The 17,745-nt window shown below is 39.3% G+C and carries 11 protein-coding genes and 1 tRNA gene; 7 read left to right on the forward strand and 5 right to left on the reverse strand.

Features of this window, described 5'->3' with window-relative positions:
* On the reverse strand, positions 1-4,863 hold a 4,863-nt coding region (locus HY841_00450; GenBank protein ID MBI4929203.1), incomplete at its 3' end, for a T9SS type A sorting domain-containing protein.
* Between the two features lie 151 nt (positions 4,864-5,014).
* On the opposite strand from HY841_00450, the gene HY841_00455 reads away from it, so the two are divergent.
* From HY841_00455 to HY841_00475, 5 genes are all read left to right on the forward strand, one after another.
* On the forward strand, positions 5,015-7,957 hold the full coding sequence (locus tag HY841_00455; protein MBI4929204.1) for a histidine kinase: 2,943 nt from the start codon (positions 5,015-5,017) through the stop codon (positions 7,955-7,957).
* Position 7,958: 1 nt separating this feature from the next.
* Positions 7,959-8,708 carry a response regulator transcription factor gene (locus HY841_00460; GenBank protein MBI4929205.1) on the forward strand — a complete coding sequence of 250 codons (750 nt, stop codon included), beginning with the start codon at positions 7,959-7,961 and terminating at the stop codon, positions 8,706-8,708.
* Between the two features lie 305 nt (positions 8,709-9,013).
* Positions 9,014-9,087: transfer RNA gene (locus tag HY841_00465), tRNA-Arg, on the forward strand.
* Between the two features lie 108 nt (positions 9,088-9,195).
* Positions 9,196-9,492 (forward strand): hypothetical protein, encoded by a 297-nt coding sequence (locus tag HY841_00470; GenBank protein MBI4929206.1) that lies wholly within the window; start codon positions 9,196-9,198, stop codon positions 9,490-9,492.
* A gap of 4 nt (positions 9,493-9,496) precedes the next feature.
* On the forward strand, positions 9,497-9,844 hold the full coding sequence (locus HY841_00475; GenBank protein ID MBI4929207.1) for a hypothetical protein: 348 nt from the start codon (positions 9,497-9,499) through the stop codon (positions 9,842-9,844).
* A 109-nt stretch (positions 9,845-9,953) separates the two neighbouring features.
* Here the strand turns inward: HY841_00475 and HY841_00480 are convergent, their stop codons facing one another.
* Both HY841_00480 and HY841_00485 read right to left on the reverse strand, forming a co-directional pair.
* A complete protein-coding gene (locus tag HY841_00480) occupies positions 9,954-10,433 on the reverse strand; it encodes a 6,7-dimethyl-8-ribityllumazine synthase (GenBank protein MBI4929208.1) in 480 nt (159 codons plus the stop codon).
* Positions 10,434-10,453: 20 nt separating this feature from the next.
* Positions 10,454-11,134, reverse strand: a complete 681-nt coding sequence (locus tag HY841_00485) for a tetratricopeptide repeat protein (protein MBI4929209.1) — start codon at positions 11,132-11,134, stop codon at positions 10,454-10,456.
* 130 nt (positions 11,135-11,264) lie between these two features.
* On the opposite strand from HY841_00485, the gene HY841_00490 reads away from it, so the two are divergent.
* Together HY841_00490 and HY841_00495 are read left to right on the forward strand one after the other, a co-directional pair.
* Entirely contained in the window at positions 11,265-12,431 is a 1,167-nt protein-coding gene (locus tag HY841_00490) for a DNA replication/repair protein RecF (GenBank protein ID MBI4929210.1), read from the forward strand.
* 111 nt (positions 12,432-12,542) lie between these two features.
* Positions 12,543-12,830 carry a DUF721 domain-containing protein gene (locus HY841_00495; GenBank protein ID MBI4929211.1) on the forward strand — a complete coding sequence of 96 codons (288 nt, stop codon included), beginning with the start codon at positions 12,543-12,545 and terminating at the stop codon, positions 12,828-12,830.
* A gap of 67 nt (positions 12,831-12,897) precedes the next feature.
* Here HY841_00495 and HY841_00500 read toward each other — a convergent pair whose 3' ends face one another.
* Positions 12,898-13,377, reverse strand: a complete 480-nt coding sequence (locus HY841_00500) for an ABC transporter ATPase (GenBank protein MBI4929212.1) — start codon at positions 13,375-13,377, stop codon at positions 12,898-12,900.
* A 433-nt stretch (positions 13,378-13,810) separates the two neighbouring features.
* Positions 13,811-17,722, reverse strand: coding sequence for a type IX secretion system sortase PorU (porU, locus tag HY841_00505; GenBank protein ID MBI4929213.1), 3,912 nt, complete (start codon positions 17,720-17,722; stop codon positions 13,811-13,813).
* Positions 17,723-17,745: the final 23 nt, after the last annotated feature.

The raw sequence follows: 17,745 nt of genomic DNA on the forward strand, positions 1-17,745 counted from the left end.
AGGAATTTTTATTTCTGTTTTCTTTTCGTTAACGGATGTTTGATAAACTAATTCACCCAGCGTGTTATAGATTTTGATTTGAGATTGCTTCGCTTCGCTCGCAATGACGGTGAAACTTCCGTGATTGGGATTCGGATAAACAATGATTCCTGAATTGATGTCTGTATTTGCTATTCCGGTACACAAGTCAACATACACCTGTGCTGAATCAGAATTTGTGCAGAGATTAGCATCAGTATATGTATATATAAGCGTATGCAGTCCGCTTCCCGCTGTTGCGGGATCAAAGTTTCCTGCACTTACTCCTGCACCGGAATAAGTTCCTCCGATTGGAGAACCTCCCGTGAGAGCAAAAGAACCTCCTGTTAAACAAACAGTATCAGGATTGAGAGGAGAAAATGTTACTGTTGGCAAAGAATTCACTGTAACAGATGCTGATGTGTTGGAACTTCCGCATGTATTGGTGGCAATCACCGTGTAAGTTCCGGATTGATTTACAGAAATACTTTGTGTTGTTGCAGTAGTTGACCATGAATAGCTGCTGCCACCTTGTCCGGTTAGGGTAACCGAACCTCCCTGACAGAAAGTTGTTGTGCCGGTTACAGTTATTGATGCGGTTGGTATTGCATCTACCGTTACAGTTACCAGAGATGAGTTAGCCGTGCATCCATTTGCATCGGTAACCGTTAAAGAGTAATTACCGGATGTGGTCACAGTAATGAATTGTGTTGTCGCGCTGGTTGACCAAACATTTCCTGAACTGCTTCCGGATATCAGCATCACGTTTCCTCCCTGGCAAAAAGTGGTAGGTCCGCTGGGTGTAATAGTAGCATTGGGTGTTGGATGAACAGTGACATTAACAGGAGATGAAGAGGCAGCGCATCCGTTTGCATCGGTAACGGTTACAAAATAATTTCCTGATGTTGTTACGTTAATAAATTGCGTAGTGGCGCTGTTCGACCATAAATTCCCTGTTCCGCTGCTTGAAATTAATATCACGCTGCCTCCCTGACAGAAAGTGGTTGCACCGCCCGGAGTTACCGTTGGTATGACAGGAACAAAGACCGTAACAGATAAAGTTTGCGGGGATGATATGCCGCAGGAACTATTTGCAGTTACGGTAATAGTTCCGCTCGTAGCACTTGCAGTGGCATTGATGCTGTTTGTTGATGATGCCCCCGTCCATCCTGAAGGAAGCGTCCATGAATATGAAGTGGCACCGCTTACAACAGCAACGCTGTATGTCTGCGCGCTGCCTTGACACAAGGTTGTTGAACCTGCAATACTTCCCGGGGTTGCAGGCGGTAATGTAGAAATTGTTACCGAGGAAGTTTTTGCTCCGGTGCAACTGTTAATATCTGTTGCAGTCACTGTATACACAGTGGCTGTTGTAGGGCAAACTGACACTGTTGCTCCGGCTAATCCACCCGGCTGCCACAGATAAGTGAATCCTCCATTTCCACCTGAAGCATTGGCAGTGAGTGTAGCGCAATCTCCAACACAAATACTGGCGGAGTTAGTTGCTGAAACAGACACCACAGCGGGCTGTGTAATAGTTATTGTTTCAGTAGCGGTGATTGTTTGTGAATCAGTAACGCTTACAGTATACGTTAGGGCAGAGAGTCCGGTGGCTGTTTGTGTGGTTTGTCCGCCAGGAGACCATAAATAAGTATACGGTGCAGTTCCATCTGCAGGAGTAGCAGTTGCTGTTCCGTTATTCTGCCCGTTGCAACTTATATTTGTAGAAGATATGGCTAGGGTCATAGGAGTTGAACCGCCAATTCTGTCTGATGTGTTTGACTTGGATGATTTAATGGATGAAGCCAGCCATGTTGGATTTTTAATGGTCACATTGCAGGGTTGTGCAGGTGCAGCTTCAACAATATATCGTGCGCTGTCAGTGGGAGCAGCAATGTCGGTATACGAAAAACTGCCATACGTAACAGAATCAATCTTGACCCAACTGCCTGAATTGTTTCCATCGCGCAGAATATAATATTGAGAGAAAGAAAAACCTTCATAATCATTTGTCCAGATTAAATCGAAAGTGCTGGGCGGAGTATAGTTGGGTGTGGAAAGGTGAATGGTGCGGTGATGAGAACTTTTCACACCTATGTTGCCGCAGGTGTCAACGCAGGCAATTTTGTAACGGTACGATTGTATTTTCGGATTCACTCCGTTGGTGGTATCTGTGTATTCTGAAAGTGCAGAATAAGAAGTGCTTCCTATGTACACATAATTATTCAAACCAATCTCTCTATAAATTCTGAAACTGTCAATGGCAGTGGTAACAGGTTTCTCCCAAACAACAACATTCTTTGTAGAAGTAGATGTATCAACCGTTACCAAACAAATGGGAATAACAGGAGGGGCAAAAACTTTTACCATAAAACTGAAACTCACTTCGCCTCCATAGCCATCATTGGCAATAATTGTTACAAGCGAACTATCTGTTATGCCTGCCACAGGATTTACATTTACATGATAAGTGGAATCGCTGATATACGCAACGGAAATATTAGCTGAAGGAAGGAGGGTAGTATTACTGCTTGCTTTTGAAAATGATAATGCATCTCCATCTCCATCTGTAATATTAAATGATGCAAATCCGCTAGATCCAGAACAAAGACGAAGTGGCCCGGGCAGATTACTTAAAACAGGATTTGCATTGCTGGAAAGCAACTGGCAATATGCGGGATAGGCTCCATTGATTCCGTCAAAATCAATTTTTGTAATGAAAACATTTGTGGTGGGGTCCCATTGAAATAACACACCTCGTTGATTTGCTCCGGCATTCATAGCAAGTCCATAAAACTTGCTACCAAGAAGAGTGAGAGAGCCTTTTGGACTTGCCCCCTTTGTTCCGCCATCAAAAGAAATCTTTTTCGTATAAACATTTCCGGTAGGATTAAATTCAAAAATAACTCCTACTCCATTTACATCATCATCGTAAGTCATTCCATAAAATTTACTGTTATACAAACTTAAATCTCCATAGGGGGATTTACCTGAAGCACCAAAATTAAAATCATACAAAACAGTAAAGGAGTTGGTAGTGGGATTCCATTCAAAAATGGTTCCGCCTCCATTGGCGCCATCATAGCCCGTCATTCCATAAAATTTATTGTTGTATAAAAGCAAAGAACCTGATATCCATCCTCCTGTTGCAGGATCAAAAGCAATTTTTCTTGTGCAGGTATTAATAGAAGGGTCATATTCAAATATTGACCCGGAACTGTACGCGCTCCCTCCACCTGATGTGATTCCATATAATTTATTATTGAATTCTTTGAGATTTCCATAGGGATTGAAACCCGTTGAATCATCCAAATCTATTTTCTTAGTATAAATATTTGTGTTGGGGTCCCATTCAAAAAGAACCCCCTTATTATAAGTTCCACCGCCATATGTTAAGCCATAAAATTTTCCGTTATGCATTGTAAAGCCGCCTTTTGAACCAGCTCCGTTAGTTCCGTTAAAGTCAATTTTTTTTGTAAATATTTTTGTTAAAGGATTAAATTCAAAAATAACTCCACTGGCATAACTTCCGCCTATAGGAGTTGTGCCATAGTATTTCCCATTATAATAGGATATAGATCCATTTGGATTTTTTCCATTAGAATATTCATTCAAACTTATTTTAGAAGTATAAATATTTGTGGCCGGATCCCATTCGAAAATTCTTCCTCCGATACTATATTCATAGTATGTCATTCCGTAAAACTTCCCATTCAGAAATGTGCACGTGGATGTGGAATGTTCTCCTGGCGTTGTGGCATTGCCAAAATCAAATTTTTTAGTAAAGATGTTTCCAACAGGATTGAATTCATATAAAGTACCTTTATTATTAGTTCCACCGTATTGAGCCATTCCGTATAATTTTCCATTAGCAATAGTAAGGGAACCGTAATTACTAAATCCGGAAAGAGAATCAAAGTCAAACAAATTTGTAATAACATTCGTGGTAGTATCAAATTTGTAAATCGTTCCCTGATTTTTGAACCCCCCAGTAACGGTTGTGCCATAAAGCGTATTATTATAAAAAGTCAAGTCACTGAAGGGGTCTAAACCTACAGGCGCAGTAAAAGTTGCCCTTAAGGTTAAAGTATTTAATGCAGGGTCATACATATAAATTGTCCCGCTGCTTCCGCTTCCTTTGCTCGCACCCCAAAATTTATTATTAACTATAGCAAAAGAGCCAATGGTGTTGTTGCCCTGGCCAACAAAACTTTTTAAAACTGTAAAATTGTCAAGAGAAGGATCAAATACGAAGATTACTCCATTGCTATTCGTTCCTCCCTGCGATGTTATTCCGTATATTTTACTGTTATAAAGTGCCAAGCAAGCATCAGGATATTTTCCGTTAGCTCCGGTAAAGTCAACCTTTTTAGTAAAAATATTTGTTGCAGGATCCCACGAAAAAAAAATTCCCCACCCGCTTGTTCCTCCTCCTGCAGTAGTTCCGTAAAAAATGCCATTGTATAAAATAAGGGATCCCACTCCGCTTGCCGCACCATAAGTTGAGAGATTAATCTTGACTGTGTAAACATTTGTAGTTGTATCCCATTCAAAAATCACCCCGCTATTGTTCAATCCTCCTTGCAGCGTCATCCCATATAATTTTCCATTTCCGCCATCAGCAAGCTTTACATGATGAGGCATCCTTCCTTCATTGAAAATAGGAAAGTTGTAATCCATTCGTATGTTCTGCGTATCTGTGTTATAATGAAATAAAGTTCCGTTGGAGGGGTAGGAACTTCCTTCTCCAGAGGTAGTTCCCCATAACTGCTTATGTTGGGCGTTTACCTTGATTGATGAAGCAAGGCAAATAATTGTGGCGAAGAAGAGTAATAGTTTTTTCATGTGAAGAATTTTAATTAAATATTTGGAAGAATGGATTCTTGACTATAAAGTTAATTTATAATCATTAGCGTTATACGCAGTTAGATAAGTTTTTTACACATACAAAGAATAGAGATAAACAGATACATACAAACCCTAACTTTGCACGGATATGGTGAAAATAAGGAGGTACATATTTTTATTGTTCTTCATTCTTCCTTTGTGCTTAGTTGCCCAGCAATTTAATTTTAAGCATGTAGGTATTGAGGATGAGTTACCTTCTTCTGAGTGTTATAATATAATTCAGGATAGCAAAGGGTATATTTGGTTCAGCACCAATGCCGGTTTGTGCCGCTATAATGGTCGTGATTTGAAATGTTTTTCAGTCAGCAACGGGTTACAGGATAATACGGTTTTCAGGATTCATGAAGATAAAAACGGATATATATGGTTCAATACCATTTCTTCCTCAGTAGGTTATATCTATAGGGATAGTGTACATAAGGTTGAAGGCAGTAAACAACTTCAGAAATATTTAAAAACGGGATTGTATCAGGTGTTTTCATTGGAAAATGATACGGATGGGAATTTGTTGATTGCTACGAATAAAGGAATCTATCGTCTGAATGTAAAAAATAATTTTTCTACCGTTGATTCGCTTCCACAGAAAAACAATCTCTGTAATCTTTACATAAAAATCCTTGATGGAAAAATATCTATGGCATACCACACTATCAGTATAATATTAAAAAAATCCACAATCAGCCAGGAGACAATAGAAGTGGACGCCTTTCATAAAACACTTCAATACGATTATAAGATAATGTATGGAGCACCGGGTTATTTTACTTCTTTAATGCTGAACTCTAATTGTGTATTATTAAGTATTGAAAATGTGCTTTTGGAAATTCATGCAGATGGTTCGTACACTGAAAAAAAATTTCCCGGACGCATTCTGCATTTATACCAGGACGCTGACGGAGATGTTTGGATAACTGTTTACGAGAAGGGTGTGTTTTTTTACAGAAAAGGAAATCTCGACAGCCCGCCAATTATTTCTCTCAGCAATGAGTCGATTTCTTCTATGATGGTTGACCAGGAAGGCGGAATATGGGCAACTTCTTTTGTGAAAGGAGTTTACTACTGTGCTTCAAAAAAAGTGATTGCCTTTAATAATATAGATGGACTTGAAAATAATATTATCTCACTTTGCAAATTGAATAAACATGTTCTATGTAGCAACGCTTCTTCCCGTTTCTTTTTCGTGGACGATACAAGTTCCATTGAATTGAATGAAATATTGTTAGATAAGAAGGTATATTACTATAGCACAAAAAAAATAGGTAACACTATTTTTTTTCTTGGCGGCATAGTTCTTAGTGCCGATACTGGTTTACTCCATTTTGAATTAATAAAGTATAAGGGAAAAAGTACTTCAGATTTCTTGTACGATATAACACAAACATCACAGGGCGAAATAGTAGGAATCAATTCCGGAGAGTTAGTACGGGTTGGAAACATGGAAGAGGTAATAGAATTTCTGCCTGCAAGAGGCAGATGTATTTTTACCCGGCATAATGGAGATGTTCTTATCGGTACTACGGAAGGAATTTATCAATACAAAAATGAAAAAATTATTTCTCCTTCAAATCAGACGAGTTTGCCTCAAGGTAAAATCAATAAAATAATAGAAGATGCTTCAAACAACTTGATTGTTGCAACTGACGAAAAGGGAATTTTTATTCACCTTAATAATGGCATGGCAAAAATTATTTCTTCTAAAAACGGACTGCCTTCTGATAAATGCAATGCGGTTGTTGTATTGGAAAACATTCTTTGGGTAGGAACCAATAAAGGGTTGAGTAAAATTATTCCTTCTGATGCCGATTATTCTTCCGTCCAGATAGAAAATTACAACACATCACATGGATTGATCTCCAATGAAATAATGAATTTGGAGTTTGACGGTGAAAAATTATGGCTGGCCACTGCAAATGGTTTATGTCATATGCCATTTTCAACATTACAACCAAACAAAGTTCCCCCTCCGGTTTATATCAGTCATATTTTTTTACACGATAGTATTTTACAAAATCACATAACAACTTTTATGCATGACGAAAATAATCTGCGTTTCATTCTTGAAGCACTTACTTATAAATCTGCCGACAAAACATATTCTTATCGCTTGCTTGGAGCAGATTCAACCTGGCATACAACTCTCAGTAACGAAATAAATTTTAGCAATCTGGCTTCCGGGCAATATACGCTACAAGCTAAAGCGTATAACAATGATGGCATCGCCAGCACTATTCCCGTATCATTCAGCTTTGTAGTATTAAATCCTTTTTGGCAAACGTGGTGGTTTATTTCATTGGAAATTATTATTCTGATAGGTTGCGGATATTTATATATCTATTACAGAATGAAAAAAATAAAAAAACAAGAAGTAGAAAAAACAAGCATTAATAAGCAGCTGGCAGAATATCAAATGGTAGCTCTTCGGGCACAAATGAACCCGCATTTTGTATTCAACGCAATCAATAGCATACAGAGCTACATTTTGAATAACGATAGTCAGTTTGCGTATGATTATCTTGCAAAGTTTAGCAAACTCATTAGGCAAGTGCTTTCTAATTCTCAGCATAGCTCAATTAGTTTAGAAAAAGAATTAGAGGCATTAAAACTTTATATAGAGCTGGAGCAAACAAGGTTCAAAGAAAGATTTGATTTTGAAATTTTAGTAGATGATAATTTACCAATTGAAGAAATTAAAGTACCCACTTTGCTTATACAACCGTATCTTGAAAATGCAATATGGCACGGTATTATGCATTTAAATGAAAGTAAAAAAGGAAAACTAAAAGTGCATCTTTTCTTAAATGTAAGTGTTCTTAAAATTATAATAGAAGATAATGGGATTGGCAGAGAGCGTTCTACACTCTTAAAAAAAGAAAGCACGCATGAGTCTTTTGGAATGATGCTTTCAGAAAAAAGAGTAGATATTCTTAAGGCTATTAATGTTAAGGCAGATATCAGAATTATCGATTTGTACAATGACAATAAGTTTTCTGTAGGCACCCGTGTGGAAATTGATTTGCCAACGTATAATTAAAATGGAAATAAAAATTGTAATAGTTGATGATGAAGCAGACAGCCGCAATGTGCTGAAGAAACTACTTCAGAAATTCTGCCCGAACATTATTGTTTGCGGTGAAGCGGATAATGTTCAGAAAGCAAGGCAAATAATTGCAGCGACAAAACCTCAGGCGGTTTTTCTTGACATACAAATGCCAAAAGCAAATGGGTTTGATCTCTTGCAGAAATATATTTATGTTCCTTTTGAAGTTATATTCATAACCAGCTATGATAAATACGCATTGGAGGCAATCCGCTTCAGCGCACTTGATTATTTACTCAAACCCGTGGAGGTAGAAGAATTGAAACGTGCCGTCAAAAGATTAGAAACCAGGCAAGACATAAAAAATCAGAATGAAAAACTAACTAATCTCCTTGCTCATATCGAAAGCAAAGAGATAGAGAAAAAAATTGCTGTTCATGTCAATGATAAGGTCAAGTTCATTCCTCTAAGCGCAATCACACACATGGAGGGGGAGCGCAACTATACATTACTATATAATGCAAACGGAGAAAAATATTCTTCCTCTAAAAATTTGGGTGAGTTTGAAGAAATGCTGCAAGCATATTCTCAGTTTATGCGTATCAGCAAAAGCTGTCTTGCCAATATTAATCATGTGAGCGGCTACAGCAAGGGAGAGCCATGTGTTTTGACTATTGCTCGTAATTTTGGTTTTGAAATTTCTCGCAGAAAAAAGCAGGAAATTCTTGAGAAATTAAAATGGTAGCAAATAAATTCCAATACAAAAAATAAAACACCATCAGTTTATTAGCACGTACTGGTAATAGATTAATCGGTAACAAACACAATCATCTATTACCAAATTAATTATACTTGCATAATAATTGACATACTCGGTTACCTATTCGGTTACCAAAGTTTATAGATAGTAAAGAAAAGGCGAAATTGTTAATAAAAGAACGAATTATGACTGAGATTCGAATCCCTGCCACCCCGACAATTTGAAATGGCGAATTATGAATAACGAATGATAAATTTGTAATTCTACATTCGTCATTTCTTTTTTGAAAAGGTCCCGTAGCTCAGCTGGATAGAGCACAGGTTTTCTAAACCTGCGGTCACTGGTTCGAATCCAGTCGGGACTACTGTTGAGAAGAAATATTTTTTAAAATAGTACATTCGTTAAATTAAACTTTTAAATGTTTCAGATCATAACAATTTCTCTTCCTATAAACTTGTCAGAAATAAAATCAATGGCTGAAAACCAGTTTGGCTCATTGGTGAAAGCAGTGGTAGATATTGAAAAAAAAATCATGGCTATTGGCGGTGAAATGCACGCAGATGAAGAAGCGCACTTGATAGATGAAGGAAGCAATCAGGAAAATCTTTGGGGAATAAATATTCATCCTGCACAAGTAATGCCAGCAAGAATAGAATTTGATTCAATGATTAACATTCGTCCCTACTTGGGAAATCGCTCTCGGAGTGTTGAAAATATAGACACTCAGAAAAAAATAATTGAAATAGTTTCAAAACTTATTAAAGAATAATAAAATGGCATTTCAACATTCATCAATGGCATCGGGCAAGTGGTTTACGTATACGCTCTGCCAGCAAATGGGCAACATCGGCAGCGAGGTGGGACGCGCAGCCAAGTGGAAAGAAAAAGATGAGAAATTATTCAAAGAGGCAGTTTTCCGCGCTATCGAGTTACTTGACCTGACGCTTAGTGATACCAGATGGAAAAATCGTTTAAAGGAAATTGCTCGTGCAAAAGAAACTGTTTGCGATGCCTTTGTGGGAGGCAAGGAATACAATTCTTCTTTTGCTGAGTTGGAAAAATATTTTTATCATTTTGCTTACGCAGCGAGAAATTCCATAGGACGCAAGATCGTAGGTTAAGTCTTTCATCGTTTAGATTCAAAATTGCCATATCTTTGACGAAACACAACTAAGCTATCATAGTCTTCCCAAAGGTTCGATAAATTGAGGGGAAGGACTACTAATAAAATCAAGAATTTCTTTTCTCTATCATTTTCAGTGAGGTAAAAGCCGCTTCTTCTCCTTTGTTCCCATGGTTTCCTCCTGCGCGCTCCTTCGCCTGTTCGACCGTATCCGTTGTTAATACTCCGAAAGACACCGGAATGTTTAACTTTAATCCGACATGCATGATGCCGTTAGCAACAGCATCACAAATGAATTGGTAATGATCGGTTTCCCCTTTGATTACACAACCCAGGCAAACAATGGCTTTTGTTTTATCAATCAATTGTTGAGCACCGAGAGGCAATTCAAAACTGCCGGGAACATTTTTTCGAAGGATGTTTTCTTTTTTGATTCCATTTTCAAGAAGAACTTTTTCTGCTCCCTGATATAATGCCTCAGTAATTTCAGGATGCCACTCCGCCACCACCACGCCAATTCGTATGGAGTCAGGAAATAAAAGTTCGACCTTGTAATTCGAAGATGGATTTTTTACGGAAGAAGACATGAACAATGAATGACTGAAAATTAATTCAAACCGCCTTTCATTTTGGCGCGGGAAATATATTTCTCCACATCACGCCCTTCACGCGCTTCAGGGAAATCAGTTTTCAACTGCTCGTATATTTTTACCGCATCAGCATATTTGCCCTGAGATTCATAAAGCGTTGCGGCTTTCATCAGGTAAATGGGAGTGGTGAAATTATTTTTATTGGTTTCAGCGGCTTTCATGTATTGGTCAATGGCATCGTCTTGTTTTCCGAGTTCTGAATACGCATCACCAATCGCCCCAACAGAAATAGGAGCAAGCATCAGGTCATCGCCATCGTATTCTTTCAACTCGCTGATGGCATCTTCAAACTTGCCGGTGTGCAGATAGCAAAGCCCGAGATACATGTGCGCGAGATTTCCTGAAGATGTTAATCCGTATTGGTCAGCAATATCTTTAAAACCGAGAAACTGCCCGTCACCGTTGATGGCTTTGTTGAGAGAATCTTTTTCAAAATAATGCTCTGCCGTATACATCTGACCCTGCGCTTCTTCTTCCAGCGGTGCGAGATAAAGTTTTGTCCAGGCAAAATAGCCGCCTACCAGCACTACTACTGCGCCAACGATAATAGATAAACTCTTTTTGTTTTCTTCTATGTACCGCTCCGCTTTGCTGATGGATTCCTGAACATCAACAATGGGTTCATCTTTTTCTGCCATGTTTTTTTAGTTAGTGATTACACCGATTTTCTATCTGTGTAATCCTTTTCATAAGGAGGGCAAAGGTAAAATTATTTTGATAATACAATTATAGCAGGAATTACATTTGTATATTCGGAAAATGAAAAGATTGACCCTTCATAAACTATCTCTCGTGAGTTTCAAAAACTATGCTCACGCAGATGTGATTTTTTCCGAACGTTTCAATTGCATAGTCGGAAATAACGGAGAAGGCAAAACCAATCTGCTGGATGCCATTCATTATCTCTCTTTCACAAAAAGTTATTTCAATCCGATTGATTCTCAGAATATTTTTCACGATGCTCCTTTGTTTGTGATACAAGGAGAATTCAAAGTGGGGGAGAAGGAAGAAGAAGTTTACCCCGTTGGACAGGAGCCGCAGTCCTGCGAGGTTTACTGCGCTCAGAAAAAAAGCGAGCGAAAACAAGTCAAGCTGAATAAAAAAGAAGTCACGCGTTTTGCCGACCATATCGGAATGTTTCCCGTAGTGATGACTTCGCCTTCTGATATTGAATTGATTCTGGAAGGAAGTGAGATACGCAGGAAGTTTGCCGACAGCATCATTTCTCAATACGACCGCGCGTATCTTGAAGATATTATTGCTTACACAAAAGTTCTTCTGCAGAGGAATGCCCAGTTGAAACAGTTTTCAAGGAAGGGAAGTTTTGATGCGGATGCTCTGAAGATTTGGGATGCGCAGTTAGTAGAATTCGGAAAAAGGATTTTCAATAAGAGAAAAGAATTTTCTGCCGAGTTTGAACCGATATTTCAGAAATACTATGAACTGATTTCAGGAGGAAAAGAAAAAGTGGAGATTGCGTATCAATCGCAGTTAAGCAAAGGAGATTTTGAAGCATTGCTCAACGAATCGCAGGATAAAGACCGGGTGATGGAATATTCCACCGTTGGAGTTCACAAAGATGATTGGGAATTCAGGATGGGAGAATCCGAGTCAGCGAATTCTTTCTCCAGAAACTATCCTGCAAAAAAATTCGCATCACAAGGGCAGCAGAAATCTTATTTGCTTGCCGTGAAGCTCGCGCAGTTTGAATTTGTGAAACAGCACAAGCAGATAATTCCCATCCTCATGCTCGATGATATTCATGACAAGCTGGACGAACATAGAACCAAACGATTAATTGAACTGGTAAACACCAATGATTTCGGGCAGGTATTTATCACCGATACAAGCAAAGAAAGGATTCAAAAACTTTTTAAAGGAGTTAATTCAGAAACAAAACTTTTCAAAGTGAAGGATGGAAGTATTTTCGAATAACAGGTGTCATTTCGATGGCACGCTTTGGTGCCAGAGAAATCTCCTTATGATGTAGAATAGTATGAGGAGATTCCTCACATGCGTTCGGAATGACATTCGTATATTAGCATCATGAGCAGCAACGAACAACCCCTGAAAGACGCCATTGGCTCGTTCCTGAAATCCTCGCGGCTCTCAGGCAAGCTTGCCGAGCAGAAAATAATTGACGGCTGGGAAAAGCACATGGGCAAAATGATTGCCAAACACACCAAAGAAATCTCCATACGCAATAAAAAACTTTATCTCCATCTTGACTCCGCACCGCTCAAGCAGGAACTTTTTTACTCCCGCGAAAAACTTATTAAAATACTGAATGAAGAAGCCGGAGAAGAAGTGATTCTGGATATTGTGTTCAGGTAATTATTGAACGGAACTATGCTTCAACTCAAGAGAATTACGCTTCAACTCTAAAGAACTGTAACAAATCTTATACAAACTGCCTGTGCCAACTTCTCTCAAGAGGCACTTCCCAGTTTTTTTCAAACTCCTCTTTGGTGCTCACCAGATTGTTGAACACAGTTGTGTTTTCGTTCAAAGTTCCGTTTTCAACCAATGTTCTGAACTCGCTGAGCGTGCAGGAGATTATTTTACCGCCATGGCGATAAGCCGTGAGCATCCGGTTAAGCAGTGTAACGCCAAGTTCCTGTTCCAGTTCTTTCATCAGGCGCAGCGATGCGTCAATGCTGCTTCCGCATGCTTTGTCGTCTTTGTCATCAATGAGTATGACAATAAACCGGTTGTGAAAAAGTTCAATAGCTCCTTTCACGGGTTTGTCATGCGACATCCAGTTTTCGAGAAAAGTTTTTGAAAGCTCTTTGAAAATGTTTTTATCTTTTTCAGTAAACTCTTTGTCGGATTGATAAATCCAAGCGCGGGAGTGAGGCGGCATGTTGTTGAATGGTATCATAATGCATCAAAGTTAATATAAAAGAAGAAATATTTATTCAGGGTTTGCCTTTTTTAAACCTTAGTAGAAAGAATGTGCGCTTAATTTTTTCAACCTTATTATCTTATCCGTCAATATAATGTAAGGACTTACGCAAACTCTGCGCTCTTTGCGAAAATCTTAGCGTTCTTTGCGTGAAATCTTTCTCGCAAAGTTCGCAAAGAAAGAAAAACGCAAAGAAAACGCAAAGAAAAAACATTGTTCAATATTCTTGCGTAAGTCCTAAATGTAATAAGGTTTCGGGTTTGTATGGTTTATTTTTGCTACTAAGGTTTAACCCCGTAGGATACCCTGCGGGATTTTTTACCCCGTAGGAAGAATTTCCAACGGGGTGAATCCAACGGGGTTAATACATCAAAAGATAGTTACCCGCAGGAAACCGAGTAGAACCATTTTATTTTAATATGACCAACTTTTCAAACTGCTCGGCTGTTTCGCCCGCAGATTTAATGCGCAGGCGGTAAATGTAAACTCCCCGTCCGATTTTGTCGCCATAATCATCTGTGCCATCCCAGTCAATAGGGTCTGAACGAAAACCCTCCAGGTTTACAAACTGCTGGATGGTTTTTACAAGTTTTCCGGATACGGTAAATACCTGCACCTGCACATCCAGATTTGTGCAGCATTTGTTATGCTCAAAGTAAAAAGAAGTTTTTGTAGTGAACGGATTGGGATAGTTGAGCACGTGTTTGAGTGCGAGTGTGGCAGAAGCCGCCACCAAAAATTCTGTGTACGAGGAGGAGGAATTACCATACACATCCCACACTTTTACATTGAGCGAGTGATTTCCTTCGGCAAGATCGATGAGCGGATAGCGCACCGAACCTTTTTTGTAATTATCCATATCGGATTCATAATAATCGTTAAGCACGAAGGGCTGCTCATTTCTTCCATCCAGCACAGCAGTGATATCGTGGCCGATACTTATTCCGGCAGTGTTAATGCCGTTTTCATCACTGAGTACGGCAAAAATTTTAGGATCATCATTTGTGATTCCTCCAAATACAAATTTATCATCGTTCAGAAAAAGTTTTATGTCCGGACCAATTACATCCGGTCGGGCAGTTGTATCCGTTCCGCCAATGATAAAGTCCTCAAAATATCCGCTTGCATCCTGATAGCCGTTGTGCGCGTAATAACTTATTCTTCCTTTACCATAGTTGTAGGCAATATCTTTCGGAATGATGAAGGAGAAAGAAAATTTTCCGTTGGTTACGCTTGCCTTTCCTTTAAAGAGAATGTTTTTCTGAAGAAGAAAAGTGCGTGGGGGGCTTCCGGCATCATTGGATAATGTGGTGATTTTTGCTTTCTTGTCGTACACAGTGGGATAAATTATTCCATTGAAATTGGTCAATAGATTTCCGCTTTTGTCGCGCACTTCTCCTTTCACAGTTAGCTGGCTCAATGCTCGTGCGGTATCCGGCAGCAAAGGATTTACTGGCGCTCCGTTTATATCAGTTGTTGCAACTGTGTATTCAGGATAGTTGAGAGAAAGAGCAGGGTCGGCAAGCAAGGTGAAATTTCTGTGGTTTATTGCACTTGAGCCCATGCTGTTTTTTGTCAGCATGTATACATCTCCAAGTCGGGGCATTTTTCCATCAGGCAGCGGAGCAAATGCGTAGTCATAAAAATAATTATTAAGCGTGAAGTTGGGCGCTGAATAAACTACACGCGTGGTGGACATCAGCCCGATGCTTCCACCGTTTGGATTCAAAAAAGTTAATTCTCCCGCTGAAGTAAGCGCTGGGTCATCCCACAAACTAAAGTCGCAGGTAGCAGTGAAGAAAAAGGTGAGTTTGCATTGGTTTGTCCATGAGTTGATATCATATACTCCAAGAAACCGTTCGTGCGCCCATCCCAATGGTCCTCCATGACCGGTCCAGTTTACAATCAAACTTCCCCTGTCCATTCTCCGCGTGAGCGCAGCATTTGCATCGGGATAGCGCTCACCGCCCGGTGTGGCAACCTGTTGGTAGGCATCGAAATAAATTTTATCCAGATTGTAATTGTTGTAAACATTGTCAACTTTTGTGGCGAGCAGGTCGGCTTGGTCAAGATGGGAAGAGCCGTCTTCATCATCGGCAGCAAATGTTACCGTGTTAATCCAATCTCCCAGTCCATAACATACATCTGTTGAACATGAATTACCGGTTTCAATCGTTCCCGGCACGCTGGTGTATTTTGTGATTTTGTTCACGGCAGTTTCCGCTTCGCTGACAGATTTTACCGGCAAACGTCCAATACCAAGGTCGAGAACATCTGCTGTAAAATCCCATGCGCCTTCGTTATCATCTAACATTCCGTAAAAATCATCCCCAACATAAGATGCGGTTATGTCTGTTGAGTTAAGCGATTCATAAGCGGGAACATAATTGGTATTGTTGATAATTGCTTTCAGGTTGTACGAACCCCTTCCGAAGAGGAGAAGATAGTTGGGGAGTTGGGTGGAATCAGCGGCACGGTCGTAAAACATTTTTACAAAATCACGAATGGCGGACACATCCTGAGCGCCTGATGAAAATTCGTTGTACACCTGTTCAGTAGTGGCGACAGAAACTGTCATGTTATCTTGAGTGCGGTGCAAATCGGCAATTGCGTTTGCCTCTTTTAAAAACAATGGATTGGTTACGATAATAAAATCACTCTGTGCCAAACTGTGCAAATTCTGGTTAGGTATTTCGCCTGTAATCTTTGGAGTGAGAAATGATTGTCCGTTGAACGCTGCAAATTCTCTTAATGAATCTGTAGGCAAAGTGAAATCAAGAGTGCTTCCGGAAAAATTTGTCTGCTGTAATTTTATATTAATAGGATCTGTCACTTCCCAAACCTGCAAAGCAGAAGTTGCATCTGAAATAATGAACTGAGAAATAGTTGCTGTGCCTGCGGAATTCATATCGCGAAAAACAATTGCTTGGCTGCCTGACATGCGTAACTGTCTCCTTGCATTTACTTCAACATAATTGAGCCAGCCGATGGCAGGCGATGGAGTTGTTTTAGAAATGGTAAGAGGGATTGTTCCTGGAGAAGAATAAAAACTGAGAGTATCCCAGTTTGTTCTGTAATAAGTTCCATAAATACTTGTGGTGGAAACACTGCCCACATTAAATGAAGAGGACGCGCTGCCAGCGCTCCATGAAAAATCTGTGCCCGGAGAATCTCTTCTTGCACCCACATCCACTTTTGCATAAACTTTTGAAGTGGTTTCTATGTTCGGAAAGTTAAATGCAAAACTGTAAGAAGTAAGTATGTCAAATGTTTCTCCCATAAATTGCCTGCCTGATTTAATAAGATTGACTGCCTCTGATTCATGAAAAGTGTAATCATCAAATGAGGTAATTGTGTTTGTTGGAGGAAGAGAAGAAGAACTTTGTGTCATAATTCTTTTTCCTGCACCCAAATCGGTTGTGATGAAATAATAAGTAGTGTCTGAATAAACATTCAGGTTGTGATGAAATCTTTTATCGGTGCTGTTGTATTTCCATCGGTGCTGTGACTGCCCGTAAAATAAAACATAATCCGAAGGGTCAAACTTGCCATCCGATTCGCCTACCACCACAATGGCGTTTTCCTGCAAATCGTCATAGCGAAAACCTGAATTAGCATAAGGCAATTGTCCTCCACCGTTTCCATACATGCGGATGTTTTGAGGCATAATGGAATCAACATCCAATCCTGATTTTTTAAGAAAAGCATAATCCATTTTGTAAATTCCATCAGCAACCACTGAAACTTTATACCACTTTCCGTTTGCGAGAACAGAATTAAGAGCATACGTTTTTTTCAAAAAAGAAGATTTGTTTTCGGAACTAAAAACCGGAAAAACTTCAAGGGAGAATGAAATTAATTTTTCATAATTGCCGGTACTTTTATTTTTCCGGATGGGAATAAAAGAAACGTAAGCAACAGGTTTTTTTCTGAAATAGGAAATAGTTACCAAAGGAGCAATGTCGTTTTCCAATAACTGCTTATTGAGCGCATCGTATTTGTTAAGGATGTTTTTTTCGGCATCAGTCAGGGGGGCAAACGAGAGATTGTTCAGCTTTGCCTCTGCTGAAGAAGCACCGGAAGGCAGATTGAAATTTTTCCCCACAACAGGAAAAAGATGAGACGAAAGGTGATAGTGCGCTCCTTCAAAAGAAAGCAATTCTTGTTTTGGAGCTTCATCTGTTTGCTGAATCAATGGCTCATTCCAAGTGATACCATCAGCTGAAACAGGAATTGAAGAAGAAGTGTTTCTCGTTTTCTGTGAAAATAGATTAAGTGATACACAAACCATCCAGAAAAATAACTGCAATATGATTTTCATTTCTTATTTTGATGAATGATTTT

Source organism: Bacteroidota bacterium (genome assembly GCA_016213405.1).
In the GTDB taxonomy this organism is placed as follows: domain Bacteria; phylum Bacteroidota; class Bacteroidia; order Palsa-948; family Palsa-948; genus Palsa-948.

What these genes read in the sequence shown, in the direction of transcription:
- HY841_00475 (MBI4929207.1), top strand. Translation starts at nt 9,497, where the DNA reads ATGGCATTTCAACATTCATCAATGGCATCGGGCAAGTGGTTTACGTAT.
- HY841_00470 (MBI4929206.1), top strand. Translation starts at nt 9,196, where the DNA reads ATGGCTGAAAACCAGTTTGGCTCATTGGTGAAAGCAGTGGTAGATATT.
- HY841_00500 (MBI4929212.1), bottom strand. Translation starts at nt 13,377, where the DNA reads ATGATACCATTCAACAACATGCCGCCTCACTCCCGCGCTTGGATTTAT.
- HY841_00495 (MBI4929211.1), top strand. Translation starts at nt 12,543, where the DNA reads ATGAGCAGCAACGAACAACCCCTGAAAGACGCCATTGGCTCGTTCCTG.
- HY841_00485 (MBI4929209.1), bottom strand. Translation starts at nt 11,134, where the DNA reads ATGGCAGAAAAAGATGAACCCATTGTTGATGTTCAGGAATCCATCAGC.
- HY841_00480 (MBI4929208.1), bottom strand. Translation starts at nt 10,433, where the DNA reads ATGTCTTCTTCCGTAAAAAATCCATCTTCGAATTACAAGGTCGAACTT.
- HY841_00455 (MBI4929204.1), top strand. Translation starts at nt 5,015, where the DNA reads ATGGTGAAAATAAGGAGGTACATATTTTTATTGTTCTTCATTCTTCCT.
- porU (MBI4929213.1), bottom strand. Translation starts at nt 17,722, where the DNA reads ATGAAAATCATATTGCAGTTATTTTTCTGGATGGTTTGTGTATCACTT.
- HY841_00460 (MBI4929205.1), top strand. Translation starts at nt 7,959, where the DNA reads ATGGAAATAAAAATTGTAATAGTTGATGATGAAGCAGACAGCCGCAAT.